Genomic DNA, 25,658 nt, shown 5'->3' on the forward strand with positions numbered 1-25,658 from the left:
GCGGCCGGTCCCGGCCGGCCGCGCGGCCCCGACCGACGAGAGGACGGAGGTGCGTCCCGTGGCCCCGGCCCAGGCGGTTGAACCCGCCGTGCACCGCAAGCGCAACGCGCGGCAGACCCGCCGCAACACCCTGGTGGGGTGGAGCTTCATCCTGCCCAACTTCATCGGCTTCGCCGCCCTGACGCTCGTCCCGGTCGTCGCCGCCCTCGCCCTGTCCTTCCTGAAGTGGAACTCGTACTCCGACCCGGAGTGGGTCGGGCTGGCGAACTTCCGCCGCATGCTCGGCAACGAGTCCTTCTGGGTGGCGCTGTGGAACACGTGCTACTACGCCCTGGGGCACATCCCGCTGACCATGGTCGCGGCCCTGGGCCTCGCGGTGCTCCTCAACGAGAAGCTGCGCGGCGTCGCGTTCTTCCGCACCGCGCTGTTCTTCCCGTACATCACCTCGCTCGTCGCGGTGGCGGTCGTGTGGAACATGCTGTTCAACCCGACCGCGGGCCCCGTCAACCAGTTCCTCGGGGCGCTCGGGGTGGAGAACCTGCCCGGCTGGACCACCAGCACCGACTGGGCCATGCCCGCCGTCATCATCACGAGCGTGTGGCGCGACATGGGCTACTACATGGTCCTGTACCTGGCGGGGCTGCAGGCCATCCCGTCGGAGTACTACGAGGCCGCGCAGGTGGACGGGGCGAACGCCTGGCAGCGGTTCTGGAACATCACCCTGCCGTGCCTGCGGCCCACGACGTTCCTCGTGCTCGTCATGGTCACCGTCGGCAGCTTCAAGGTGTTCGACCTCATCGTCGTCATGACCGACGGTGGGCCGGGGCGCTCCACCACGGTGCTGTCGCAGCTCATCTACCGCGAGGGCATCCGGGAGGGGCGGTTCGGCTACGCCTCGGCCATCTCCCTCGTGCTCTTCGTGATCGTGCTGGCGATCACGGTGCTGCAGTTCAAGGTCCAGGAACGACGGGAGCGGTGATGAGCACGACCCTGCCCGGTACCCTGCCCGGCACCGGCAGCGCGGTGGGCACCCCCACGCGCGAGCCCGGCGACCCCCGCACCCGGCGGGCCACGCGCGCGCGCGTGCGCCGCGCGGCGCTGTACGTCCTGCTGTCCGCGCTCACGCTGGCGGTCCTCGTGCCGTTCGTGTGGATGGTGTCCTCCTCGCTGAAGCAGGACAACCAGGTCTTCTCCATCCCGGTGCGCTGGATCCCGGAGGAGTTCCTGTGGAGCAACTACGTGGACATCTGGACGCGCATCCCGATGGCGGTGTACGTCCGCAACTCGCTCTTCCTCGCGGTGAGCATCACGTTCCTGCAGGTCCTCACGGGCAGCTTCGCGGCGTACGGCTTCGCCAAGGTGCGCTTCCCCGGCCGGGACGTGCTGTTCCTGGCCTACATCGCGACGATCGCCGTGCCGTGGCAGGCCTACATGGTCCCGCAGTACATCCTCATGCAGAAGGCGGGGCTGACGAACACCTTCACGGCCCTCGTCCTGCTGCAGGCGTTCGGTGCGTTCGGGGTGTTCCTGATGCGGCAGTACTACATGACCATCCCGGACGAGCTGTGCGAGGCGGCACGCATCGACGGGCTCTCGGAGTACGGCATCTGGGCGCGCATCGTGCTGCCGCTGTCGAAGCCGGCGCTGGCCAGCCTGGCGCTGCTCACCTTCGTGCACACGTGGAACGACTACATGGGTCCGTTCATCTACCTCACGAGCAACGAGCTGTGGACCGTGCAGCTCGGCCTGCGCTCGTTCGTCGGTCTCTACGACGCCGAGTACGCCATGATCATGACGGGGTCGGTGCTGTCCGTCCTGCCGATCCTCCTGATCTTCCTGGTCGGGCAGCGGTACTTCATCCAGGGCATCGCCACCGCCGGGATGAAGGGGTGAGCACCCGCGTCGCGGCACCACCGCGCCGGTCGTGGAACCTCCCCGCGTCCACGTACGAGACGGTGTTCACGCACGTGTACGCCGGCCTCGGGGTGAACGTCCTGCTCCTGGTGGCGACGTCCCCGTTGCTGGTGCCGCTCGTGTCGGTGGCCGACCCGGTGCGCTCGTGGCCGTTCTTCCTCGTGCTCTCCGCGTGCACCGCCCCCGCCGTCGCGGCGGCCTTCGGCTGCTTCGCGGTGCTGCGCGCGGAGGGGGAACTGCGCCCCGTGCGGGACTTCTGCCGCTGCTGGCGGCGGACGGCCCGCCGCTCCCTCGCCGTGTGGGCCGTGGGCGCGGCGGCGGTCGCGGTCCTCGGGGCGGACGTGGCGTTCGTGTCGGGCACCCCGGCGGGTCCCGTCCTCGTGCCCCTGCTGCTCGTCCTCACCGCCCTCGCCGTCGTCGCCTCCCTCACCGCCCTCGCCGGAGTCGTCGCGGTGCCCGCGGCGCGCACCGGCGCGCTGCTGCGGGCGGGCGTCTTCCTCGCGGTGCGGCACTGGCTCGCCGGGGTCCTCGCCCTCGTCCTGCTCGCCGCCCTCGCGACCGCCGTCACCGCCCGCCCCCTGCTCGCCGGGGTGCTGCTGCCCAGCGCGGTGCTGTTCGTCCTGTGGAGCAACGCGCACGTCGCGATCACCCGCGCCGTCGCCGCGCCCCCCGCCCCCTGATCCGCCCCCCGATCCCCCCCCCGATCCACGCTGCCCCCGATCCGCGCCGCCCCGCTCGATCCGGTCTACCGAACCGAGGAGAACCCGACGATGAGTTCCCGTTCCGCTGCCCGGCTGCTCGCCGGGCTCGGCGCCGTCGCCGTGACCGCGGCGACCCTCTCGGCCGCCGCGGCCCCCGCGCAGGCCGCCCCCGAGGCGCTGCCGTCCGTGACCGTGCGGCCCGACCCCTCCTACCAGGGCCAGGAGTTCGAGGGCTGGGGCACCAGCCTCGTCTGGTTCGCCAACGCGACGGGCGGCTACTCGCCCGAGGTCCGGGAGGAGCTGTACCGCCTCCTGTTCAGCGAAGAGGGGCTGAACCTCAACATCGCCCGCTACAACATCGGCGGCGGCCACGCCCCCGACGTCGCGGACTACCTGCGCCCCGGCTCGGCCGTCCCCGGCTGGTGGAAGGCCCCGGCCGGGACCGGGATCGCGGACAAGGACTGGTGGGACCCGGCCGACCCCGACCACTGGAACTTCGGCGCCGACCCCCGCCAGCGCTGGTGGGTGGACCGCATCAAGGGCGACGTCACGAAGTGGGAGACGTTCAGCAACTCCCCGCCCTACTTCCAGACCGTCAACGGCTACGTCTCCGGCGGCTTCAACGGCGCCTCGGAGCAGCTGCGCACCGACAGCATCGACGAGTTCACCACCTACCTGGTGGAGGTCACCGAGCACCTGGAGAAGGCGCACGGCATCGACGTCCACACCATCGCCCCGTTCAACGAGCCCGGCACCAGCTACTGGAGCACGACGCTCGGGCCCGACGGCAGGCCGCTGCCCACCAAGCAGGAGGGCGCCCACATCGGCGCCCAGGTGCAGCAGCAGGTCATCCGCTCCCTCGCCGGGAAGCTGGAGGACGCCGAGACCGACGCCGTGATCTCCGCGATCGACGAGACGCAGCCGAGCCTGTTCGCCTCGCAGTGGTACACCTACCCCGAGGACGTGCGCGCCGCGGTGGCGCAGATGAACGTCCACACCTACGGCACCACCCAGCGCACCACGGTCCGCGACCTCGCCAAGGCCGAGGGCAAGCCGCTGTGGATGAGCGAGGTCGAGGGCTCCTTCCTGACCGGGTTCGACCCCGAGAGCCCGATCCCGGGTCTCGGCATCGCCAAGCGCATCGTGGACGACATGCGCGAGCTGGAGCCCAGCGCGTGGGCGTTCTGGCAGCCCGTGGAGAACCTCGCCCTCACGAAGAAGACCCCCACCCAGGCCGGCAGCAACTGGGGCAGCATCCACATCGATTTCAGCTGCAAGCCCACGGACACCCTCGCCCAGTGCCCGATCGTCACGAACACCAAGTACGACACCGCGCGCAACTTCACCCACCACATCAGGCCCGGGGACCGGTTCGTCGCGGTGGACGACAAGAACTCCGTCGCCGCGGTGACGGAGAAGGGCGCGACGGTCGTCCACGTCAACGAGAGCACGAGGGCCGCCGCCGTCACGCTCGACCTCACGGGCTTCCGGCACGTGAAGAACGCCGCCTCGGTCACCCCCGTCGTGACGACCGCCGGCAAGCCGCTCGTGCAGGGCGCCCCCGTGAAGGTCGTCGACGGCCGCGCCACCCTCGAGGTGCCCGCGCAGTCCGTCACGACGTTCCTCGTCGACGGCGTCCGCGCCGCGGCGGAGGAGAACGCCCTCCTCCAGGAGGGGCACGGCTACCGGCTGCGCGGGGCGCAGCGCGGCACCTCCCTCACCGCCGGCCCGGACGGCGCGGCGCACGTGCGCGCCGACGACCCCGCGAGCGCCGCGCAGCTGTGGCGCTTCGACGCCGTCACCCCCGAGGGCACCAACCGCACCCGCTACGACGTGACGAGCGTGGCCGACGGCCGCAGGCTCGCCGTGGTCGAGGGCGCCGTCACCCTCGTCCCCGGCGGCGAGCCCGCTCCCACCGCGCAGTGGATCGTGTCCACCACGGGCGACGGCACCGTGACGCTCGTGAACCCCGCGTCGCGCCGCGTCCTCGAGGTCGGCACCGCCGACCGCACCCGGGCGACGGCGTCCCTGCCCACCTCCGGGACGGACCAGCTCTGGGGTCTGGTCGACGAGACGGTCCTCGGCGTGCCCGAGGTCCCCGGCTTCACCGCGCCGGGCACCGCACCCGTCCTGCCGCAGCAGGTCCCGGCCCGCACGCGGGACGGCGTCCGCGGCACCGTCCCCGCCACGTGGAACGTCCCGCCCGCCGCGCGGTGGCGGGACACCGGCGTGGTCCGGGTGAAGGGCACCGCCACCGACCTGCTCGGGCAGCGGCACCAGGTCGAGGCGCAGGTCGTCGTCGACAAGCTGACGTCCACGACGCCCGTCGAGGCGCGCACCTTCGCCGGCGGGGAGCCCACCCTGCCCGCCACCGTTGCGGCCGTCGGCTCCCTCGGCATGCCGGTGCAGCGCCCCGTCGTGTGGGACGCCGCGCCCGCGGGTGCCTACGCCACCCCCGGCACCGTGACCCTGACGGGCCGCGCCGACGCCGGTGGCGGCCGCACGATCGCCGCGACCGCGACCGTCACGGTCACCGAGGCGGTGCGGGTGAACGCCGCCCTCGCCAAGGGGGTCGTGGCCACCGCCACGTTCTCGGAGTCGAGGTTCCCGCCGGCCAACCTGCACAACGGGACGACCACCGAGAAGGGCTGGTCGAACTGGCGGACGGGGACGAAGAACCCCTCCGACACCCTCACCTTCACCCTCCCCGAGCGCCGGCACGTCGTGGAGGCCCGGGTGCACGTCTACCGCGACGGCACCGACAGCTACCCGGCGAGCCTGCGCGTGCAGACCCGCACCGGGCAGGGGGAGTGGGTGGACGCCGGCGCCGAGGTCACGGTGAGCGCGACCGGTGCCCCCGCACCCGTCGTGACCGTGCCCTTCGCGGGCCGCGCGGCCGACGAGGTCCGCGTCGTCCTGACCGCCCGCCCGAACACGCACATGACGCTGAGCGAGATCGAGGTGTTCGCGCTCACCGCCGCGGGCTGAGCCGCAGCGGCCCGAGGCCCCCGTCGCCCCGCGAGGAGCGGCGGGGGCCCTCGCGTGCCCGGGCACCGGTGGCCGGGCCGCCGCGTGCACCCCTGCGGGTCACCGATGAGTTCCGCCGGTGCCGCGGGTCTGTCCCGGCGACGGCAGTCCACCCACCGCACCCAGGAGGCCCCCGTGTCCGCGACCACCGCCCCCGGCCCCACCGGCACCCGCGTCCCCGGCCGCGCCGCCGTCCGCACCGGGTGGGTGCTCACCGCCCTGTTCAGCGCGTTCATCGTCTTCGACGGCATCTCGCACCTGCTGCGGCCGGCGCCCGTCGTGGAGGCCACGGAGCGGCTCGGGTTCCCACCGGAGTCGGCGGTGGTGATGGGCGTGGTGCAGCTGGCGTGCCTCGCCCTGCACCTGGTCCGCCCCACCTCGGTGCTCGGGGCCGTGCTGCTCACCGGCTACCTCGGGGGTGCGGTGACCGCCCACCTGCGCGTGGAGGACCCCCTGTTCTCCGCCGTCCTGTTCCCCGTCTACGTGGGCACCCTGATGTGGGTGGGCCTGTGGCTGCGGGAGCCCGCGCTGCGCTCCATGCTGCCGCTGCGCCCGGCCGCGACGGGGCGCGCGTGAGCGGTCCCGGGGCCCTCGACCCGGCGCCGGTGTGGGACCTGCTCGACGGGCAGGTCGCCTCCGGCCACCTGCCCGGCTACGCCGCCGCGGTGTGGTCCGACGGCCGGACGCACGTGCGCTGCGGCGGGTCCACCGCGCTGGGCGGCCCGCGGCCGGTGCGGCCGGACACGCTGTTCCGCACCTCCTCGCTGACCAAGCCGGTCGCGGGGGCGCTCACCCTGGCGCTCGCGGAGGACGGCGTGCTCGGCCTCGACGACGAGGTGGCCCGCTGGCTGCCGGAGCTGGCCGCCCCGCGGGTGCTGGCCGACCCCGCGGGGCCGCTGGGGGAGACGGTCCCGGCCCGGCGGCCGGTGCTGGTCCGCGACCTGCTCACGATGACGTTCGGCCTGGGCTGGCTCCAGGACCCGACCCCGCTCCAGCAGGCGGTGTGGAACGCCGGGCTCGCCCCCGGGCCGCTGCCCCCGGCGATGGGCCACGACGAGTTCGCGGCCCGCCTGGGGTCGCTGCCGCTGGCGCACCAGCCGGGGGAGCGCTGGCTCTACCACACGGGCAGCGACGTGCTCGCGGTGCTGCTGGCCCGCGCCACGGGCAGGCCGCTCGGGCAGGTGCTCGCCGAGCGGGTGCTGGAGCCGCTGGGGATGACCTCCACCGCGTTCCGGGCGCAGGACCCCGCGCGCCTGGCCACGGCGTACGCGCCGGGGCCGGACGGGCTGGAGGTGTTCGACCCGCCCGAGGGGGTGTTCGCGCGGCAGCCCGTGTTCGAGTCCCTCTCGAGCGGGCTGGTCTCCACCGCCGGGGACCACCTGGCGTTCCTGGTGGCGCTGCTCACCGGGGGCGGCGGGGTGCTCTCGGCGGGGTCGGTGCGGGAGATGACGTCGGACCAGCTCACCGCGGCCCAGCGGGCGGGTGCGGCGGGGATGCTGGACCCCGGGTGCTCGTGGGGGCTGGACGTGGAGGTCGCGGTCGGGCCGGGGCACCCGTGGAGCACCCCCGGCCGCTTCGGCTGGTCGGGCGGGCTGGGCACCACCGCGTACGCGGACCCGGCCCGCGGCCTCCTGGGCGTGCTGTTCACGCAGCGGATGATGAGCGGGGAGCCGGGGGAGTTCGACGTCTTCTGGCGCCGCCTGCACGACTGCGTGCCCGCCCCGGCACCGGCCGGTGTCGGAGCCGGGGAGGGTGTCGGAGCCCGGGAGTAGACAGGGGGCGTGGCCTCGACACCGCGGGCCCTGCGCCCGCTCCGGCACCGCGCGTACCGTCTCCTGGCGGCCTCCATGGCGCTGTCCCTGCTCAGCAGCGGCCTGTGGGTGGTGGCCCTGGTCTGGCAGGTCGTCGACCTCGGTGGCGGCCCCGCCGAGATGTCCCTCGCCTCCGCCGCCGGTGCCGTCGGGATGCTGCTGACGGCGCTGCTGGGCGGGGTGCTGGCCGACCGCTTCCCGCAGAAGCGGATCCTGCTGGCGATCGCGCTGACCCAGGCGGCGTCGGTGGGGGTGCTCGCCGCGCTGTCGCTGTGGGGGGTGCCGGCCCTGTGGCACGTGGCCGCCGTGGGCCTCGTCGGCGGGCTGGCCGGTGGGCTGTACTACCCGGCGTACTCGGCGCTGCTGCCCTCGCTGGTGCCGGAGGAGGACCTGCTCGCCGCCAACGGCCTGGAGGGCGCCCTGCGGCCGGTGCTCGTGCAGGCCGCCGGGCCCGCGGCCGCGGGGTTCCTCGTCGCGGCGCTGTCCCCGGGTGCGGCGCTGGCGGCGACCGCGCTGGCGGCGGCGGGTGCGGCGGTGTGCGTGGCGGCCCTGCCGCCCGTGCCGGTGCGCCGGGACCTGGGCGCCGGGGCCGGCACGGGGGTGGGGGCGATGCTGGTCGACCTGCGCGAGGGCTTCGTGTTCATGGTCCGCACGCGCTGGCTGTTCGCGACGCTGCTGTTCGCCTCCGGCATGGTGCTGGCCGTGATGGGGCCGCTGGAGGTCGTCACACCGTTCGCGGTGCGCGACCGCGCCGGCGGCGGGCCCCAGCAGCACGCGCTGGTGCTCACGGCGTTCGGCGTGGGCGGCGCGCTGGGTTCGGCGGTGGTGGCGTCCCTGCGCCTGCCCCGGCGCTACCTGAGCGTCATGACGCTGCTCTGGGGCGCCGCGTCCGTGCCGATGCTCGCCTTCGGGCTGGCGACGACGCTGTGGCCCATGGTCGTCGCGGCCTTCCTCACCGGCGCGATGTTCAACGCGCCGATGGTCATCTGGGGAACGCTCCTGCAGCGGCGGGTGCCGCCGGCGCTGCTGGGCCGCGTCTCCAGCCTGGACTTCTTCGTCTCCCTGGCCCTCATGCCCGCCTCGATGGCGCTGGCGGGCCCGGCCAGCGAGCGGTTCGGGCAGACGGCGGTGTTCACCGTGGCGGCCACGGTGCCGCTGGTGCTGGCCGTGGTGACGCTCGTGGCGGGCCGGCTGGCCGCCGACGAGACCGCGCACCCGCTGGACGCGCCGGCCCCGGCGCCCGGTGGGGGCAGCGCCCTCGCCGGGGTCACCGGGGCCTGACGCCCGCGGGGCGGGGTGTCAGAGGCCGAGCTTGCCGGCGATCCCGCCGAGGCCGCCACCACCGCTGTTGCCGCCACCGCCGCTGAGCAGGCCGAGGAGGTCCTGCGGGTCGATGCCGAGCTGCGACAGCAGGCCGGAGTGCTGCTCGGTGTCCACCTGCTCGGGCAGCTGCCCGTCGGCCTGCTGGGCCTTGTCGCCCTCACCGCGGCTCTGCAGGAACTGCAGGACCTGCTCCTTGGGGATCTGCACGTCGTCCTCCTCGTGGCTCGTCGAGTGCCTCGTCGTGGTCGTCCGGGCGCTGCGAACGTAGCGCCGGACGCGGCCCGCGGCCCGCCGGGACGCAGTCCCGGGCGCCCCTGCGGGGGGCGTCTCAGGCGGCGCGGCTGCTGCAGTGCGGCAGGCGGGTGGCGACCTCCGTGACGCTGTGCGCGGCCAGGCGCAGGGACCCGGCGACACCCCCGCGGGGGCCGACGACGGCCACCTCGCAGCCGGCCTCGGCCAGGCGTGCGGCGGAGGCGGTGAAGGCACCGTCGCCGGAGCCCACGACGACCCGCTCGAAGCGGGCGGCGACGTCCTCCTCCAGCACCTCCAGCAGGGCCCGGTCGGCGCCGTCGCGGCCGGGCAGCCACACCAGGCGGGCGCCGGGCCAGGCCGTGCCCGCGGCCAGCAGGCCCGCGGCGGAGCTGGTGGCGAGCGTGACGAGGACGTCGCGGTCCCCGGCGACCTCGCGCAGCCAGCGCCCGCGCAGGGCCTCGACGTCGGCGCGCGTGAAGAAGGGCCCGCCCAGCAGGTTCTCCACGTCCAGGCAGTGCAGCTCGCGGCCGGTGCGGAGCGTCGGCATGGTCATGCCCCGAGGCTGACCGAGGGTCGTCCCGCGTTCAACGATCAGTGACGACGTGCACCCGCCCGGCGTATGCCGCCCTCGCACGGACGGCCCAGCCGCCACCGGCCGCCAGGGTCCGCGATGAGTTTCGGGGGCTCCGCGCGTCTGTACCGGTGAGAAGCACACCACGACCCGAGGAGCACCCCGTGAGCCGCATGATCTTCGTCAACCTCGCCGTCTCCGACGTGCAGAAGACCCGGGACTTCTGGACCGGCCTGGGATTCAGCTTCAACGAGCAGTTCTGCGACGCCAACGCCCTGTGCCTGAAGCTGAACGACCAGGCGTTCGCGATGCTCGTCGCCCGCGACCTGTTCGCCACGTTCACCCCGCGCCCCGTCGCGGACCCCGGTGCCGTCACCGAGACGCTGCTCTGCCTGTCCGCCGGCAGCCGCGAGGACGTCGACGCCCTCGTCGCCGAGGCGCTGGCCTCCGGTGGGGAGGAGCCGCGCGGGGCGACGGACCAGGGCTTCATGTACGGGCGCACGTTCACCGACCTCGACGGGCACATCTGGGAGGCCATGTGGATGGACCCGGCCGTGGTCTCCGGCGAGGCCCGGCCCGCCTGACGTCCCGTCCCGCCCACCCCTCCCACCGGCGGGCGGGGTGGGCGCCGCTACGCTCCCGGCGGCTCCCGGCACGGGTACCCGGAGGTGGTCGTGGTCGCACCCGAGGAGCGGTCGCCGCTCCCGCAGTTCATGGTCCTGGTGTACGAGCGCGTGGTGCCGGAGAGTGCCGGCGCGGCCCCGCCCACCGTCCTCGAAGCGCACATGCGCCTGCCGCAGCACATCGCGGAGACCGGTGCCCGGATCGTCGCCGGCCGGGCCGTGCAGCCCGCGTCGACCGCCGTGTCGGTCCGGGACGGCGCCGTGATCGCGGGTTCCCTCGTCGGCGGCGCGCACTCGTTCGCCGGCTGCTTCGTGGTGGAGGCCTCGGACCTCGACCACGCCGTCTGGGTCGCCCGCATGGTCCCCGTCGTCGACGGTTGGGTCGAGGTCCGCCCCCTGCTCACGGCGTGAGCCGGGTCGCGCTGGGCGGGTGCCGTCCCCGCCGGTGACGACGATCGCCGGTGTCGGCCCCCCTGCGTACGCTCGCGCTCGTGCCGACCACACGAAGCGGTGAGGACACCCGCGAGGACGTCAGCGAGGACGTCCGCGAGGACGTCGCCGGGCAGGGCGAGGTGGCCGCCGCGGTGCTCCGGCGCACTGCGGCGGCACCCGGTCCCGGTCTCCCGGACGAGGTGCTGGACAACAGGTGGCGGGCGGAGCTGTTCGCCCACTGCTACCGCATGACGGGTTCCGTGCACGACGCGGAGGACCTCGTCCAGGAGACCTACCTGCGCGCCTGGCGCGCCTTCCACACCTACGAGCAGCGCGCCTCGATCCGCACCTGGCTGCACCGCATCGCCACCAACGTGTGCCTCACCGCGCTGCAGAACCGGCAGAAGCGGCCCCTGCCCTCCGGGCTCGGCACCGAGGCCGCCGACCCGCGCGGGGAGCTCGCCCGGGACGAGGAGGTGCCCTGGCTGGAGCCGGTGCCCGACTCCCGCGTGGGCGTGGACGCAGGCAGCGGTGACCCGGCGGGGGTGGTCACCGCCCGCGAGAGCGTCCGCCTGGCCTTCGTGGCGGCCCTGCAGCACCTGCCGCCGCGCCAGCGCGCCGTGCTGCTCCTGCGGGACGTGCTCGCCTGGCGGGCGGCGGAGGTGGCCGACCTGTTCGGCACGAGCACCGCCGCCGTCAACAGCGCCCTGCAGCGCGCCCGCGCCCAGCTCGACACCCTGCACGCCACCCCGGAGACCACCCGCGAGCCGGAGTCCGGCGAGCTGCGGGACCTGCTCGACCGGTACGTCGCCGCGTTCGAGCGCTACGACGTGGGTGGCATGGTGGAGCTCTTCACCGCCGACGCCGTCTGGGAGATGCCGCCGTTCACGGGCTGGTACCAGGGGGGCGAGGCGATCGCCGAGCTCATCGCGCGCAACTGCCCCGCCCAGCGGGCCGGCGACATGCGCATGGTGCCCACCGCCGCGAACGGGCAGGTGGCGTTCGGCCTGTACATGCGCGGCACCGACGGGGTGCACCGGGCGTTCCAGCTCCAGGTCCTCGCGGTGTCCGCGGCGGGCGGGGACACCCGCGTCGGCCGGGTCAGCGCCTTCTTCGACCCCCGCCTGTTCGGCGTGTTCGGGCTGCCGGAGGCGCTGGAGGGCTGAGCCGGCGCGCCGCGACGACGGCCGGGAGGTGCACCCGCAGGGCGCGCCGCCCGGCCGGTGCCGTCAGAGCTTCTGGAGCTTGTCGTTGTTGGCGACGCGCACCAGGCCGACGGTGAAGCGCACCGTCACGAACGAGGAACCCTCGGTGGAGACGACCGTCCCGAGGCCGAAACGGTCGTGGGTGACGCGGTCGTCGGCCGCGTACTCGGCGGGAGCCGCGTGGGTGATCGGTTTGAACGGGCTGGTGGCCAGGTGGCGCCGGGTCGTGCCCGGACGAGACTCCATGGGTCCAGAGTGCGCCCTCGGAGGCCCTTCTGGCGATCCCCCACACGGGCGGAGTGCCGCGCGTACCCGCACGCGGGCAGGTTGCGGACGTGCTATGGGAAGCCGCTTACCGGCCCCCTACCAGGGGGTAGGGGACCCCGGCGCACAATGCGGCCATGATGCGCAGCGCCGCCCGGTGGACCTTCCAGCACGGCATCCTCCGCCGCGTCGCCCAGCGGGCGGCCGCCACCGGCGACCTGCAGGCCCGGCTCATGACGCAGCCCGCGCTCTGGCGCGACCCCTACCCCCTGCACGCGCGGCTGCGCGCGCAGGGGGAGCTGGTGCGGGGGCGCCTGGCGTTCACCACCACCTCGCACCGCGTGGCCCGGGAGGTGCTCGGCAGCCCCGACTTCGGCGTGGCCGTCGCGCCCGACCTGCTCCCCACCCGGGCGGCGAGGCTGCGCGCCTGGGCCCGCGCGGACTCCCCGGTGCACCCCGTGGAGCCCCCCTCGATGCTGGCCGTCGACGCCCCCGAGCACACCCGCTACCGGCGGCTGGTGTCGAAGGTGTTCACCGCCCGCGCCGTGGAAGGGCTGCGCGGGCAGGTGCAGGCGCTCGCCGACGAGCTGCTCGACGAGCTCGCCGCGCACCCGGGCCCCGAGGTGGACCTGGTCGCCCGCTACGCGGTGCGGCTGCCCGTCGCCGTGATCGCCGACGTCCTCGGGGTCCCGCCGCACCGGCGCGCGGAGGTGCTGGCCTTCCAGCACGGCATCGCGCGCAGCATCGACGTCGCCCTGCCCTGGCGGGACTTCCGCGTCGTGGACGGCGTGCTGCGCGGGTTCGAGGAGTGGATCGGCGGGCACCTGGCCGACCTGCGGCGTGCTCCCGGCGAGGACCTGCTCAGCGGCCTCGTCACCGTCACCGACGAGGAGGGCGGGCTGACGGAGCGGGAGCTGCGCGCGACAGCGGGCCTGATCTTCGCCGCAGGCTTCGAGACGACGGTGAACCTGCTGGGTTCCGGGGTGCACCTGCTGCTGGAGCACCCCGCGCAGCTCGGCGCCCTGCGCGCCGGCACGGCGTCGTGGGCGGACGCCGTGGAGGAGGTGCTGCGCGTGGAGTCCCCCGTGCAGATCGTCTCCCGCGTCGCGCAGCGCGACACCACGGCCGGGGGGCGGGCCGTCCGCCGCGGCGAGCGGGTCGTGGTGCTCCTCGGCGCCGCCAACCGCGATCCGGAGGTGTTCGCCGACCCGGAGCGCTTCGACGTGCACCGGGCCGGCGCCCGCGAGCACCTCGCGTTCTCCGCCGGCCGGCACTTCTGCCTGGGGGCGGCACTGGCCCGGACGGAGGGGGAGATCGGCCTGCGCTCGCTGTTCGGGCGCTTCCCGGACGTGGAGCTCGCCCCGGGCGCGCGGCGGACCCCCACCCGCGTGCTGCGCGGGTGGGAGCACCTGCCGGTGCGCCTGGGCTGACGCCGGGGCGACCGGGGGACCACCCGGTGGGCGGCCGGCTCAGTGGTCGGCGTGGTAGTGCCAGGCGACGTCCTGCGCGCTCAGCTCCCGGGAGTACACGGCGACCTCGTCGAGCAGGCCCGTGAAGTAGTGGTTGATCCCGGACTCGTTCGGCCAGCCGACCAGCCTCTGCCCGCCGAAGCGCCAGAACCCGGTGGAGGCCTCTGCGCCCGTCACGCTCGTGTTCCGCGCCACGAGCACGCCGTCGAGGTACAGCGACATGCCGCCGGAGGGCCCGAGCGTGGCGACCGCGTGGTGCCACCTGCCGTCGACGAGCGGTGGCACGGTGAGCACCGGCGTCACGGTCGGGTTCGCGGTCGACACCGTCCTCGTGACCCCCGGGTAGACCCCGAAGACGAGGTGACCGGTGCTGTCGAGGTACAGCAGCCGGTCGTAGCTCCCGGTGCCCTGGGTCGTGGCGTTGCTGTGCAGGCCCGCCAGGGCCCCGCCGGTGCCCGCGCGGAACCACAGCTCCAGGCTGAAGGTCTGGGGGCTGGTGTAGGACCTCGGGTTGTGCATCCCGACGGCCCCGGAGAACGCCACGGCCTTCGTGCCGCCCTGCGAGCCGAGCTTCTGCGGCCCGTCCAGGGCGCCCAGCGCGTCGCCGCCGAGCTCGCCGAGGGCGCTGGGCACCCGGTCGCGGGAGAGGTCGCGCGCGTCGCCGAGGGACAGCGCCCAGCCGTAGGTGGTGACCGTGTCGAACGTGCCGACCGCGGGGGACTCGTAGGTGGTGCTGTTCGCGGCGGCGACGAGCCGGCGGCCGAACTGCAGGTTGCCCGCGGCGCTGGACGTCCACTCGGTGTGGGCGACGGAGGCCACGAGGAAGCCGTCGGCGTACAGGCGCAGCTCGTTCGCCTCGGCGTCCTGCACCCCCACCAGGTGCGTCCACCTGTCGGCGTGCGTGCCGGCGGCGGGCCAGCTGTAGGTCGCGGTGTCGACGGTCGCGGTGGCGCTGTCCGACTGGCGGATGGCGAAGTGGAACGTCGTGCCGTGGCGCCCCAGCACGAAGCCGGGTGAGTTCACGCCGTTCTGGCTGACGAACGCCTGGATGCCGGTGTGACCCGTGATGTCGCTGCCGTTCAGCCACACCCACGTGGAGACGCTGAACGAGGCGGCGGTGTTCACCACGGCCGGGGCGCTGGCGAAGGCGCCGGTGCCGTTGAGCGAGAGGCCCTTGCCGTCCGTGCGGGTGTACTGGCTGAACCCGGCGCCCCCGCCGAGGGTTGCGGTGCGCGCGGCGACGTCGTCCTTCGTGGTGCTCGTCTGGGAGGCGGACATGTCCCCGAACCGCCAGCGGGAGGTGTGCGGGTCCTCGCGGCTGACCTCCTTGCCGAAGGGCCCGAGCACCCGCTGGTAGGCGCGGACGTCGTCGACCGAGCCGTTCCACGGGTCGGCGTTGCCGTTGTTCCAGCGTGCCCGGCCGACGACGAAGGAGCACGCGCAGGTGGGGTGGACGCTCGGCCGGTCGAACCAGGAGGCGGAGCCGGCCGCGCGGGTGGTCGATCCGGAGCGCGTCGTCCCGCCGGCCGGGGTCACGTCGAGGGTCATCGACCTGGTGCCCGCCGTGTACGTGACGACCAGGTGCACCCACCTGCCGATCTCGTTGCTCGCCGTGGCGCTCACGTCGGTGGGGACCACCACGCTGTCGTAGGTCTGCGTGGTGGAGTCCGTGGGGGTGGCCTGCCCGGGCATGCTGAAGATCCAGCCCGTGGTCCCGTCCAGGAACGTGCCGATCCCGACGTAGAAGGCGTTGTAGGAGCGGCCCTCCTGCGCGACGGCGGAGGCGAAGAAGTTCACGCCGGGGCGCGCGTTCGCCCTGACCCACGCGCTGACGCTGAAGTCCCGGGTCGGGTCGAGCACCGGGCCGGTGCTCTCCACGTACCCGTTGGGGCTGGAGAACGACAGGGCCGGGTCACCGCCGGGCTGCCCGGAGGGCGTCGTCCGCGTCGTCCAGGACACCCCGGTGGCCGCGGCGCCGTCCGGGCCGGTGATCCTGCCGCCGGAGCCCCCGGCGCGCGCACCCACGGTGGTGCCGGAGCCCTCGTCGAGCGGCCACCACAGCACCGGGCCGTTGGTGCCGCCGTTGTACGTGCCGTTGCGCAGCGGGGAGTTCGCGGAGGAGTCCGCCGCCGTGGACGGGCCGGACGCCGTGGCGCCGTCCTCGCCGCGGTGGTGGAACTCCAGCTTCGTGTCGGCCGGGGCGGTGGAGAAGGACTGCGTCGAGGTGTTCCACGCGCGGCCGATCGCGGTGGGGTACGTGGGGAACGACGGCTGGACCGCCAGGGAGGAGGTGCTGGGCACGGTCGCGGAGAACGCCGCCCACGACGGCGGCACCGCGACGAGCACGGTCAGCAGCAGCGCGGCGAGCGCGGCGCGGACCGCGCCGCGCCGGTGCGGGAGCGTGCGCCTCCCCGCCGGGGTGCGTGCTGCCGACGCGTGCTGCATGGCTCTCCTGCGTCCGTCCCCCCGGGACGAGCGACCACCGGCCCGCCCCGTGGGACCCCGGTGGCCCCTCGGGGTCCATCGGCACCCCGGCGGACCGGCTTGAGCCGGCGGCGGCGACCGCCCTGCACCGGCCGCGGGTGCCGGTCGCGGGCCGGCTCAGTGGTCGGCGTGGAAGTGCCAGAGGACCTGCTGCCGGCTGAGGCCGGTGTGGAAGACGGCGATCTCGTCGAGGCTGCCCACGAGGTAGCCGGTCGCCGGAGCCGAGAGCCAGGGCACGCCCAGCGGCGCGCCGCCCCACCGCCAGTACCCGGCGGTGGTGGCCACGGGGATCGGTGTACCCGGTGTGAGCGGTGCCAGGCTCGCCACCTCCTGCCCGTCGACGTACAGCCGGAGTCCGTCGGTCCCGGAGATGGCAGCGACGTGGTGCCAGGCGGCGTCGTCGTAGGTGAGCGGCGAGACGACGGAGGAGAGGCCACCGGTGCCGTTCACGCCGAAGCGCAGCCTGCCGGTGGTGTCGAGGTAGAGGGCGCGGTCGGTCGTGCCCGCACCCGTCCTCGCGGAGCCGTAGCCGACGAGGACGCCGTTCTGCCCCTTCGCCACCCGGAACCAGCACTCCAGCGAGAACTGCTGGGGACCGGTGGCGACCTGGGTGTCGTCGTAGGCGTTCGTCGTGCCGCCGAACGCCACCGCGACGTCGCCGCCGAGGTTCTTCTGGGGACCGTCCAGGGCTCCTGGCCGGCCCGCGGTCATCGGACCGGGCGCGCCCGTGGGGTCCGTCCCGGTCCCGGAGGCGGAGTACAGGCCCGTGGCCTCGGCGGGGGTGAGGGCCCGGCCGAAGACCCGGACCTCGTCCAGCGTCCCCTTCCAGTAGTTGGCGGGCTGGCCGTTGTTGCGCCCGCGGCCGACGTTGAAGGCCGTGCCGTACGCGGGCACCCAGGCAGCGGTGTGCGTGGCGGTCGCCTTCTGCGCACCGTCCACGTAGAGGCGCACCTCGTCGGCTGCGTCGTCGTAGACGCCGACGAGGTGGGTCCAGGTGTTCGCCGGTGACTGGGCGAGGTTGGAACTGGCCTCGGACTTCCCGCTGCCGGTGTTCATGCCGAACGTCCACCGGCCGGACGCCCCGCCGTCGTTGGCGAAGCCCAGCCAGAACAGGCTGCCGCCCTCGGCCTCCTGGGACACCGCGTCCTGGTAGGCGCCGGCGGCGCCGAGGGAGCTGGTGAGCACCCAGGCCTCCACGGTGAAGCTCCTGCCGACCGGTGCCACGGAGTTCGTCGAGTAGGCGTACTGCGACAACGCCGAGTCGAGGACGAGGCCGTTGCCCACCTTCCCGCCGGAACCGAGCTGGGTGTTGACGACGGTGAGGTTCTTCGCGGGGGAGCGGCCCGAGGTGTCGGCCGCGCTGTAACCGCTGGTCTCGCTGAAGGCGTAACGCCCGAGGGACGCGGCGGGGTCGTCGAGCGCGGCCACCTCGCTCTGGCCGAGGGCCCGGTTCCACACCTTGACGTCGTCGACGCGGCCGGTGACGGCGTCGGTCCAGGTGCCGGTGTACAGGACGCGGCCTACCTGGAGGGAACCGGTGCCGTCCAGCAGGGTGGGCAGACCCGTGACGGGGCCGCTGCGAACCCCGTCGACGTAGAGGGTCGCGCTGCCGGCCGCCTGGTCGTAGACGCCGACGAGGTGGTACCAGGTGTTCAAGGTGGGGGTGGCGAGGAGGTTCACCGGTGTGGTGGCGCCGCCCGCCGCGGTGACGACGAAGCGCCAGCCGGTGCCCCGCTTGTACCCCAGGGCGAAGGCGGTGGTGCTCCCGCCGACCTGGCTGACCGCCGTCTGGCTGTCGCCGGTGGCGCCGAGGCTGGTGAGGTACATCCACGCGGACACCGTGTAGCTGCGGTCGGTGCGGACCGCCGGGCGTGTGGACTCGGCGTACTGGGTGGTGGCGTTCCCCGTGAAGGACAGGGCGGAGCCGGACCGGCCGGTCGTCCACGCCGCCCCCGTCGTGGTCCCCGGGTTGGCGGCCCCGGAGGAGTCGGCGGTCGTGGTGCTGCCGGTGCCGTCGTCGAGCTTCCACCGCAGGGAGGGGCCGTCGGTGCGGCCCGCGTAGGTGCCGGGCAGGCCGCCGTGGGCGCTGGCCGCGGTGGAGGTCGCCGCGGAGGAGAACGCCTCCTCGGCGCGGTGGAGGAAGCGCGGGCCCTGCCGGGACACCGCCTGCGGGTAGGTGTCGAACACCGGGGCCACGGTCAGCGCGCTGCTGGTGGGCACGGTCGCGGTGAACGACGCCCACGCCGACGGGACGGCCAGGAGCACCGCGAGGACGGCGCACACCGCCGCGAGGCGGCGGGCAGGCCACCGCACCCGGCTGACGACGCGCCGTTCCCCGTTCATCCCGTCCCTCCCGGAGAGCCCGGGCCGGGCTCCTCCGGAGGGGTATCGGCCGCCCGGCACCCGTCCTGGAGTGGTTGCCGGGGGAAACGTCGTCCGGTGCGGTCCCGGTGGCCGGGCGCACCCGGGCGGCACCTCCGGCTCAGCCGCGCGTGCTGCCGTGCCGGTCGCGTGCCTTCAGGCGCACGGTGGGCAGCTCCGGTGCGGGCAGCGGCGCCGCGGTCGCCCCCGCGACGGTGCCGAAGCGCCGCCCCGCCGCCCAGTCCGCACGGGCCTGCACGACCTCCTCGTGGCTGCGGCCCACGAAGTTCCACCACATCACCAGCGGCTCCTCGAACGGCACCCCGCCCAGCAGGAACAGCCGCACCGGCGCCTCCGCCGACACCTCCAGCTCCGTGCGGCCCGGCTCCAGGTACAGCAGCGAGCCGGTCCCCAGGGCGGCGCCCGCGACCGTGGCCTCCCCGGAGACGGCGAGGACCCCGTGCTCCCACGCGGCGTCCAGGGGCAGGCGCGCCGACCCGCCGGGCAGCAGGACCTCCGCGCCGACCAGCGGGGTGTGGACGGTGGCGGGGGAGCGCACCCCCGCCAGCTCCCCGGCGACCACGGTGGTCCGCGCGTCGCCGGTGGTCAGCACCGGCAGCTCCGCGTGGTGCTCGAAGGACGCCGGGCCGTTGCGGGCGCCCTCCGGCAGCGCCACCCACAGCTGCAGCCCGTGCATGCCGGGCGGGTGGTCGTCGGGGCTCTGCTCGGAGTGCGCGATGCCCCGCCCGGCGGTCATGAGGTTGAGCTGACCCGGCCGCACCGTCTGCGCGCTGCCCACGCTGTCGCGGTGCAGGACCTCTCCCTCCACCAGCCACGTCACCGTCTGCAGGCCCGTGTGCGGGTGCGGGGGGACCTGCATGCCGGGGTGGCCGCGCACGTCCTGCGGACCGAACGCGTCGGCGAAGCACCACGCCCCGACCATGCGCCGCTGCCGGTGCGGCAGCAGCCGCCGCACCGTGGTGTACCGCCCCAGGGGGACGTCGTGCCCGGGCAGCAGGACGCTGTCGGGCCCGGCGCCCGAGGCGGGCGTGCAGTCCAGGAGGTCGGGGCGGGCCGTCATGCGGTGACTGTAGGACGCCGGGCTCCCCGCGCGGCACCCCCGGCCGGCGGCCCGCGGGCAGGTACCCGTGGGCGGTGCTCAGTGGTTGGCGTGGTACTGCCAGAGCACGTCCTGGCGGGTCAGCTCCCGGGAGAACACCGCCATCTCGTCCAGCAGGCCGGAGAAGTAGCTGTTGCGCACGCCCGCCACCGAGGGCGAGCCGCTGAGGGAGGTCCCGCCCCAGCGCCAGTGTCCCGCGCCGCTGTACGCGACGCCGGACGTGGTGGCGGTGGCGTTCGTCTCCGCGGTGGTGTCGACGGCACCGGTGCCCGTGAGGTTGACGGTCTCCACGCCGTCGACGTACAGGTTCATGCCACGGGCGGTCCCCAGCGTGGCGACGACGTGGTGCCACGCCCCGTCCCGGTGGTCGCGGTACGGGGCGAAGCCGTAGTCGCAGTTGCCCCACGCGTCGAGGCGGGCGGGGGTGGCCACCTTCCGCCACACCGGGGAGGCGAGGGAACCCGTGTTGACGGTGAAGTTGACCGCCCCGCAGTCGTCCAGGAACACCTGACGGCCGAGGTTGGCGCCCCACTGGTTCGTCGTGCTGTCGGAGAGGCCCACGAGGCTGCCGCCGTCGTGGCTGCCGGCGCGGAACCAGAACGCCACGCTGAACGCCTGCACGTTCGGCGGCGTCGGTGTGGTGCCGCTGGCGGTGGCGTTCGCCGCGGTGCTGTAGAACGGCGTGCCGTTGGAGAGGTGGCTCGACCCGGCGAAGGCGACCGCCGTGGTGGCGTTCGTGGCGGCACCCGTAGCCGTCGCGCCCGGCTCCTTCTGGGTGCCGCCCACCGAGCCGAGGGCTCCGAGGGTGCGGGCGCCGAGTTCCCCGAACGGGCTCGGCGCCAGCTCCCCCCGCCCGCGGCGCTCGTCGCGCACGTCGGGGAGGGACAGCGGGTAGTTGAAGGTGGTGATGTCGTCGACGGTGCCGGTGAAGTGGTGGCCGTAGGTGGAGGCGCCGTCGTTGGCGCGCCGGCCGATCTGCAGGTTCCCCGGCGCGCTCCACGCCGTGGTCGCATAGGTGCTGGAGGAGGCCAGGTAGCCGTCGACGTACAGGGAGATCCGCTTGGCCGCCGCGTCGTGGACGGCGACGAGGTGCACCCACCCGTCGGGGTGCGGCGTCGTGGACCAGTTCGCCGTCACCTTGTTGGGGGTGCTGGAGCCCAGGGCCTGCGGCATGGAGAACTCCCACGCGTTGCCGACGCGCCCGAGGGTGAACGCCGGTCCCTTGAGGACGTTGCTGCCGTCCCGGGCGTCCTGGCTGACGATCTGCCGGCTGCAGGAGCAGGAGGCGTTGTCGGCGGAGCGCATGTGGACGTTCACGGCGACGGAGAAGGACGCCGCGGTGTCCACGACCGTGTTCGGCCCGGTCAGGTGGGTGCTGCTGGGGGCGCTGAAGTACAGGGCGTGCTCGTCGCCGGAGTTGGTCCCGTTGACGCCGACGAACGTCATCGCCGTACCGAGGGAGGCCGTCCGGGTGGTGACCACCCCGTCCCCGGTGGTCGTCCCGGACGGCACCTGGGTGGTGTACGTGTACGACGGCGGGTTGGTGGAGTTGTTGATCACCGGGTTCGGCGGCGTCGGGACGTCCTCGAACGTCCAGCGGGACGTGCGGGGGTCGGTGCGGATCCTGTCCCGCGCCGCGGCCGTGCTGACGTCGAGGGCGCGGGGGAAGACCCGCACGTCGTCGACCGCACCCTGCCACAGGTCGCTGTAGCCGTCGTCGTACCGGGCGCGCCCGACGTTGACGCTGCACTGGCAGGGGACCGACGGTGTCGAGCGGGTGTACCAGGAGTCCTGGGTCCGGGTGGCGCTGTTCGTCCGATCCCCGGCCTCGTCGATGCGCTTGACGTACAGGGTCTGCGTCCTGGTGGGCGCGTCCCAGACGCCGATGAGGTGCACCCACTTGCCCACGTCGGAGGCGTCGACCGGCATCCTCGCATAGGAGTAGCCGGGGTTGCCCCTGGTGTCGCCGTTCGTCATGGCGAAGCCCCAGCGCGACGAGGTGCTGTCCACGGTGCCGAGGTAGAAGGAGGAGACGTAGCGGCCGTCCTGGCTCACCGCCGCCATCTTCACCGCCGCCGTCACGCCGGTCCTCACCCACGCCGACACCGTGAAGCTGCGGCTGGTGTCGACGGCAGGGCCGGTCCCCTCCAGGTACGCGGCGTTGGGACTCCCCAGGTCGTAGGCCAGGTTCCACGACGGCCCGGGCCCCTGCACCCACTTCACGCCGGACGTGGCGTCCGCCACCGTGCTGAAGGCGCCGCGGACACCCCCCGCGCGCGGGTAGACGCCGCGCCACGGCTCGACCGCGGTGTCCACGAGGTTCGTGTTCGTCTCCCAGTTGAACTCGTTCATCTGCCACCACAGCGACGGGCCGTCGGTGGCGGCGTCGTACGTGCCCGGGCGGGACTGGCCGGAGTCGTCCGCGGCGGCTCCGCCGGAGGTGGTGGAGGTTGCGTCCTGCCCGCGGTGGAACACCTCCAGCTTCGTCTTCGCGGAGGCGGTGGTGTATCCGGGGGTGGCGGCCGAGGCGTCCCACACCTGCTTCACGGCGGTGGGGTGGTCGGGGAAGGTGGTGCTCACCGTCAGCGGCGAGGCGGTCGGCACCGATGCGGAGAACGCCGCCCAGACGGGCGGGGTGCACAGCAGCGCCGTGAGCACCGCGAGGGCGGCGAGCACCGCACGCACCTGCCGGGTGCCGGGACGGGGCACTCGTGGGTGACTGGGCACGGGGCGGTCTCCGGAGGAGTGGTGTGGGCAGCGGTCCCTGTGTGCATCGGCACACCGGGGCCGCGGCATGAGCGGCCGCCGGGGGGTCGCCCCGTGCCAGCGTGCGGGTCGCTCACCGCGCGGCCCAGTGGGCGGTGACCTCGCTCTGGCTGAGCGCGCGGGGGTACACGCTGACGTTGTCGATGCCGCCCTGCCACGTGGACAACGGGGCGGCCGCGGTCCCCGTGGCACCGATCATGAGCGGGGCGGTGACGGCGGGGATGGGCTCGGTCGTGGCCAGCGTCTGCTGCAGGACCCCGTTGAGGTACAGGCGCATCGACGCCCCGTCGTAGGTCGCGGTCGCCAGGTGCGGCACGCCGACGGCCAGCGGGGCGGTGCTCACCACCTTCCGGGCCGTGGTCCCGTTGATCCAGCGCTCGAAGGCCAGCTGGCGGTTCGGGTCGACCATCAGCGTCCAGCCGCCGCGGGTCGGGCTGTGCTGCTCGCGCGAGATCACCCGCGGGTAGTCGCCGGCCCCGGGTGCCGTGCCGATGGTGAACCACGCCTCCGCGGAGAAGGCCTTGACGCCGTCGAAGAGGCCGGCCCAGTCCGCGGCCGTCTTGCAGCGCAGGTGTCCGGTGCCGCCGAAGGTCGCCGAGGTGCCGTTCCCGCTGGGCAGCACGGCGGGGTCGCCGAAGGTCACGGGCGCGACCACGTCGCAGTCGGCGGCGCCCGAGCCGGCGGAGTCCCTCGTGGACGTCGAGCCGCGCTGACTGTCCAGCTTCCAGAAGGCGCGGACGTTCGGGGTGCCGAGCACGACGTTGTTGTGGGTGCAGTCGGCGGTGTAGTGGCCGCCCACCCGCCCGGCGCTCAGCTCCCTGTCGTAGACGGCGATGTCGTCGACGGCGCCGGTGATGCCCTGCTCCCAGCCGGTGTTGGAGGTGCTCTCGGTGGAGGAGCCGATGCGCATGGTCGCGACCCCGGTGGAGGGCAGTTCCACGACCGGGCTGCTGCTGGGGGTCGCGGGGACGCCGTCCACGTAGAGGTTCATCGTCGTGCCGTCGTAGGTCGCCGCGAAGTGGTGCCAGGCGTTCAGCGTTGGCACCGGGGCCGAGACCGCCTGCTTGACGCCGGTGGAGGTCACGCCGTTGACGGTGCCCGTGCCCCAGCGCTCGAACAGGAGGTCCTGCCCGTCCCTGCCGTAGACGATCACCCAGCCGCTGCGCGGGGAGGAGACGGTGTACTCGTTGGACAGCAGCCGCCCGTAGGGCTCGGTGGTCGCGCTGCTCACCCAGAACCAGCCGTCGATGCTGAACACCTCCCGCCCGGGCACACCCGAGGAGTTGGTGTCCGCGAAGTCGAACTCGGTCGAGCTGCCCGTGTCGACGTACTGGCCCAGGGGCGTGTGGACCTCCACCTCGCCGAGCTGCCCGTAGAGGACGTCACCGCTGTTGCTGGTGATCTTGACGCGGACGTACCGCGCCGGGTGCTGCGTGAGGTTGGCCCGCACCGTGTTGCTGATCGCGGGGTCGGCGTTGTACGTGAACGTGGCGGCGCCCGAGATCTTGGCGGTGTACGTGACGTTGTCGGGGCTGGTCTCGATCGAGAGGTTCTGCGTCCGGGTGCTCCAGGCGGGGGGCAGGCGCAGGATGACGCGCCCGACGGTCCGCGACGTGCCGAGGTCCACCGTGATCGTCGCGGGGGTCGACGTGGTGGCGTTCGTGGTGCTCTCCCAGTACGTCGCGGCGTTGCCGTCGGTCGTGTTGGACGCCGGGTACGAGGCGTTGGCGGAGCTGGGGGTGACCGTCCTCCCCGCGGCGTGGTTCGCGCCGTGCTCGTTGAAGGACACCGCCTTGTCCACGTCCGTGGTGTTCGGCCGGGTGACGCCCAGGGTGGGGGCGTTGACGTAGGTGGCGTTGATCGGGCCCACGGCGGCCGCGGCCGTCGTGCCGCTGGTCTCCCCGAGGCGCCAGTAGTGGGTGAGGCCGGCGGTGGCCTTCACGGCCGTGGCGTACCCCTCGCACGGGTAGCCGTTGCCGCTCGCCGCCGAGGTGGCGCGCTGGAACGAGGACGTGAAGGCGCTGCTCGTCGGCGGGATGCACCACGCGACGAGGAGCAGGGCGAGGAGGGCGACGGCCCAGCGGACCCGGCCGGTCACGGCACGACCTCCCCGGCGCGGGTGGGCAGCGCCGGCCGGGCGTCCTGCCGGGCCGGGCGCGGCGGCCACAGCAGCAGCGCGCCGGCGATCCCGCCGACCGTGAGCCAGCCCGACGGGGAGCCGAGGTAGGCCACCGCGTACCCGGCCCACGGCACGTGCGCGACGGACACGCCCACGCGCGCGCCGCCGGCCTCGGACCAGTCCTCACCGCTCGCGTTGGCGTCGCCCTTCGTGGTGACCCGGTACCGGTCGCCGTCCGGCCGGACGGCCACGACGCGGTGGGTGATGTTCGTGCCACCCTCGCCGACGGGGGCCGTGACGACGTCGCCCACCCGCAGGTCCCGCACCACGACAGGGCGGGTCACCACGAGGTCCCCGGCGCGCACGGCGGGGGCCATGGACTCGGAGCGGTCGACGTAGACCCGCACCCCGGCGGCGGCCGGCGCGGCGAGCACGGCCAGCACGAGGAGGGCCAGCACGAGGGCGCGCGTCACAGGCTCCGCGCTTCCCAGGTGAGGGTGGTGGCGAAGGACCTGCCCGCCGCCGCCAGGTCGTTGTCGAGGGTGACGGTGAACTTGTAGGCGCGGGACTCCCCGCCCGCCCAGGGGAGGACGGCGTCGCTGAGCACGGTGCCCGTGCCGTACGCGGTGGGCAGGGCGTCGTAGTCGCCGGTGTAGACCTGCGCGCCGGCGGCGGGGGTGAAGCCGGAGCAGCTCGGGGTCGTGCCGGTGGGGGCGGGCAGGGTCCCGCGCGTGACGGTGAGGTTCAGGTAGGGGCCGCCGGTGCCCGAGACGGCTCCCCGGTACAGCTTCACCTGGGCGGGTGCGGTGCCGGTGTGGCTGACGGTGACGCAGCTCTCGGCGACGTCCCCGGGCTTGAGGTTCGTGAAGCCGGTGAGGGCGGTGGTGCCGGCGATGCTGTCGGAGATCTTCACGGAGCCGGTGCCGAACGTGGGGGCGCTCTGGGTGGAGCTGCGGAACGCGGAGGCGGTGAACTCCACCAGCGAGGCGCCTGCCGCCACCAGCAGCAGCGCCACGGAGGCGACGTGCCGGCGCCCGGGGCGGCGCCGCACGACCACCGGGGCCGGCGACCCCTCCGCGGGGAGGCCCTCGCTGGGGGAGGTCATGGGGAGGACATCGGCCGGTCGGGGGCCGGGCTTGAGCCGGTAGGTGCGGCTCTCCTCGGGGGTGCCCGCACACCCCTGGATGCGGGGGACCCGGGGACGACGCAGCGGGGG

At 74.4% G+C, this 25,658-nt stretch carries 21 protein-coding genes; 11 read left to right on the forward strand and 10 right to left on the reverse strand.

Annotation, left to right across the window (positions count from 1 at the left end; genetic code table 11):
* The first annotated feature begins 58 nt into the window (after positions 1 to 58).
* From ACYQBY_RS20760 to ACYQBY_RS20790, 7 genes are all read left to right on the forward strand, one after another.
* Positions 59 to 979 carry a carbohydrate ABC transporter permease gene (locus ACYQBY_RS20760; protein ID WP_459645800.1) on the forward strand — a complete coding sequence of 307 codons (921 nt, stop codon included), beginning with the start codon at positions 59 to 61 and terminating at the stop codon, positions 977 to 979.
* The gene (locus ACYQBY_RS20765) at positions 979 to 1,893 is read left to right on the forward strand and encodes a carbohydrate ABC transporter permease (protein WP_459645801.1); all 915 of its coding nucleotides are present in this window, start codon (positions 979 to 981) and stop codon (positions 1,891 to 1,893) included. Before ACYQBY_RS20760 ends, ACYQBY_RS20765 begins: the two co-directional genes overlap by 1 nt.
* Complete coding sequence (locus tag ACYQBY_RS20770) at positions 1,890 to 2,594, forward strand: hypothetical protein (protein ID WP_459645802.1); 705 nt, start codon at positions 1,890 to 1,892, stop codon at positions 2,592 to 2,594. The genes ACYQBY_RS20765 and ACYQBY_RS20770 overlap by 4 nt, the downstream gene beginning before the upstream one ends.
* A gap of 90 nt (positions 2,595 to 2,684) precedes the next feature.
* Positions 2,685 to 5,603, forward strand: coding sequence for an Ig-like domain-containing protein (locus ACYQBY_RS20775; RefSeq protein ID WP_459645803.1), 2,919 nt, complete (start codon positions 2,685 to 2,687; stop codon positions 5,601 to 5,603).
* A gap of 174 nt (positions 5,604 to 5,777) precedes the next feature.
* Positions 5,778 to 6,218 carry a DoxX family protein gene (locus ACYQBY_RS20780; RefSeq protein WP_459645804.1) on the forward strand — a complete coding sequence of 147 codons (441 nt, stop codon included), beginning with the start codon at positions 5,778 to 5,780 and terminating at the stop codon, positions 6,216 to 6,218.
* The gene (locus ACYQBY_RS20785; RefSeq protein ID WP_459645805.1) at positions 6,215 to 7,414 is read left to right on the forward strand and encodes a serine hydrolase domain-containing protein; all 1,200 of its coding nucleotides are present in this window, start codon (positions 6,215 to 6,217) and stop codon (positions 7,412 to 7,414) included. Before ACYQBY_RS20780 ends, ACYQBY_RS20785 begins: the two co-directional genes overlap by 4 nt.
* Positions 7,415 to 7,423: 9 nt before the next feature.
* Entirely contained in the window at positions 7,424 to 8,734 is a 1,311-nt protein-coding gene (locus tag ACYQBY_RS20790) for an MFS transporter (protein ID WP_459645806.1), read from the forward strand.
* 18 nt (positions 8,735 to 8,752) lie between these two features.
* Here ACYQBY_RS20790 and ACYQBY_RS20795 read toward each other — a convergent pair whose 3' ends face one another.
* On the reverse strand, positions 8,753 to 8,983 hold the full coding sequence (locus ACYQBY_RS20795) for a hypothetical protein (RefSeq protein ID WP_459645807.1): 231 nt from the start codon (positions 8,981 to 8,983) through the stop codon (positions 8,753 to 8,755).
* Between the two features lie 121 nt (positions 8,984 to 9,104).
* Positions 9,105 to 9,581, reverse strand: a complete 477-nt coding sequence (locus ACYQBY_RS20800; RefSeq protein ID WP_459645808.1) for an NYN domain-containing protein — start codon at positions 9,579 to 9,581, stop codon at positions 9,105 to 9,107.
* A gap of 191 nt (positions 9,582 to 9,772) precedes the next feature.
* Between ACYQBY_RS20800 and ACYQBY_RS20805 the strand changes: the two genes are divergently transcribed.
* The 3 genes from ACYQBY_RS20805 to ACYQBY_RS20815 all read left to right on the forward strand — a co-directional run bounded on the left by ACYQBY_RS20805 (position 9,773) and on the right by ACYQBY_RS20815 (position 11,820).
* A complete protein-coding gene (locus tag ACYQBY_RS20805; protein WP_459645897.1) occupies positions 9,773 to 10,183 on the forward strand; it encodes a VOC family protein in 411 nt (136 codons plus the stop codon).
* Between the two features lie 90 nt (positions 10,184 to 10,273).
* Positions 10,274 to 10,633 carry a YciI family protein gene (locus ACYQBY_RS20810; protein ID WP_459645809.1) on the forward strand — a complete coding sequence of 120 codons (360 nt, stop codon included), beginning with the start codon at positions 10,274 to 10,276 and terminating at the stop codon, positions 10,631 to 10,633.
* 173 nt (positions 10,634 to 10,806) lie between these two features.
* The gene (locus ACYQBY_RS20815) at positions 10,807 to 11,820 is read left to right on the forward strand and encodes a sigma-70 family RNA polymerase sigma factor (protein ID WP_459645898.1); all 1,014 of its coding nucleotides are present in this window, start codon (positions 10,807 to 10,809) and stop codon (positions 11,818 to 11,820) included.
* A gap of 63 nt (positions 11,821 to 11,883) precedes the next feature.
* Here ACYQBY_RS20815 and ACYQBY_RS20820 read toward each other — a convergent pair whose 3' ends face one another.
* A complete protein-coding gene (locus ACYQBY_RS20820; RefSeq protein WP_459645810.1) occupies positions 11,884 to 12,105 on the reverse strand; it encodes a hypothetical protein in 222 nt (73 codons plus the stop codon).
* A 158-nt stretch (positions 12,106 to 12,263) separates the two neighbouring features.
* Here ACYQBY_RS20820 and ACYQBY_RS20825 point away from each other — a divergent pair, with 158 nt between their 5' ends.
* Positions 12,264 to 13,553, forward strand: a complete 1,290-nt coding sequence (locus ACYQBY_RS20825; RefSeq protein ID WP_459645899.1) for a cytochrome P450 — start codon at positions 12,264 to 12,266, stop codon at positions 13,551 to 13,553.
* Positions 13,554 to 13,592: 39 nt separating this feature from the next.
* Here the strand turns inward: ACYQBY_RS20825 and ACYQBY_RS20830 are convergent, their stop codons facing one another.
* The 7 genes from ACYQBY_RS20830 to ACYQBY_RS20860 all read right to left on the reverse strand — a co-directional run.
* Entirely contained in the window at positions 13,593 to 16,037 is a 2,445-nt protein-coding gene (locus ACYQBY_RS20830) for a LamG-like jellyroll fold domain-containing protein (RefSeq protein ID WP_459645811.1), read from the reverse strand.
* A 156-nt stretch (positions 16,038 to 16,193) separates the two neighbouring features.
* A complete protein-coding gene (locus tag ACYQBY_RS20835) occupies positions 16,194 to 18,419 on the reverse strand; it encodes a LamG domain-containing protein (protein ID WP_459645812.1) in 2,226 nt (741 codons plus the stop codon).
* Positions 18,420 to 18,558: 139 nt separating this feature from the next.
* On the reverse strand, positions 18,559 to 19,518 hold the full coding sequence (locus tag ACYQBY_RS20840) for a pirin family protein (protein WP_459645813.1): 960 nt from the start codon (positions 19,516 to 19,518) through the stop codon (positions 18,559 to 18,561).
* 78 nt (positions 19,519 to 19,596) lie between these two features.
* Positions 19,597 to 22,233: a LamG-like jellyroll fold domain-containing protein gene (locus tag ACYQBY_RS20845; protein WP_459645814.1), complete on the reverse strand. Its 2,637-nt coding sequence runs from the start codon at positions 22,231 to 22,233 to the stop codon at positions 19,597 to 19,599.
* Between the two features lie 163 nt (positions 22,234 to 22,396).
* On the reverse strand, positions 22,397 to 24,421 hold the full coding sequence (locus ACYQBY_RS20850) for a LamG-like jellyroll fold domain-containing protein (protein ID WP_459645815.1): 2,025 nt from the start codon (positions 24,419 to 24,421) through the stop codon (positions 22,397 to 22,399).
* Positions 24,418 to 24,915 carry a signal peptidase I gene (locus tag ACYQBY_RS20855; RefSeq protein ID WP_459645816.1) on the reverse strand — a complete coding sequence of 166 codons (498 nt, stop codon included), beginning with the start codon at positions 24,913 to 24,915 and terminating at the stop codon, positions 24,418 to 24,420. Before ACYQBY_RS20855 ends, ACYQBY_RS20850 begins: the two co-directional genes overlap by 4 nt.
* The coding region (locus ACYQBY_RS20860) for a hypothetical protein (RefSeq protein ID WP_459645817.1) at positions 24,912 to 25,658 on the reverse strand (747 nt) is incomplete at its 5' end. The genes ACYQBY_RS20855 and ACYQBY_RS20860, both read right to left, overlap by 4 nt.

Source organism: Kineococcus anabasis (genome assembly GCF_054590795.1).

Excerpts from the sequence above, each read along its gene's own strand:
- ACYQBY_RS20800 (WP_459645808.1), bottom strand. The coding sequence starts at position 9,581 with ATGACCATGCCGACGCTCCGCACCGGCCGCGAGCTGCACTGCCTGGAC.
- ACYQBY_RS20835 (WP_459645812.1), bottom strand. The coding sequence starts at position 18,419 with ATGAACGGGGAACGGCGCGTCGTCAGCCGGGTGCGGTGGCCTGCCCGC.
- ACYQBY_RS20830 (WP_459645811.1), bottom strand. The coding sequence starts at position 16,037 with ATGCAGCACGCGTCGGCAGCACGCACCCCGGCGGGGAGGCGCACGCTC.
- ACYQBY_RS20765 (WP_459645801.1), top strand. The coding sequence starts at position 979 with ATGAGCACGACCCTGCCCGGTACCCTGCCCGGCACCGGCAGCGCGGTG.
- ACYQBY_RS20840 (WP_459645813.1), bottom strand. The coding sequence starts at position 19,518 with ATGACGGCCCGCCCCGACCTCCTGGACTGCACGCCCGCCTCGGGCGCC.
- ACYQBY_RS20825 (WP_459645899.1), top strand. The coding sequence starts at position 12,264 with ATGCGCAGCGCCGCCCGGTGGACCTTCCAGCACGGCATCCTCCGCCGC.
- ACYQBY_RS20820 (WP_459645810.1), bottom strand. The coding sequence starts at position 12,105 with ATGGAGTCTCGTCCGGGCACGACCCGGCGCCACCTGGCCACCAGCCCG.
- ACYQBY_RS20775 (WP_459645803.1), top strand. The coding sequence starts at position 2,685 with ATGAGTTCCCGTTCCGCTGCCCGGCTGCTCGCCGGGCTCGGCGCCGTC.
- ACYQBY_RS20805 (WP_459645897.1), top strand. The coding sequence starts at position 9,773 with ATGATCTTCGTCAACCTCGCCGTCTCCGACGTGCAGAAGACCCGGGAC.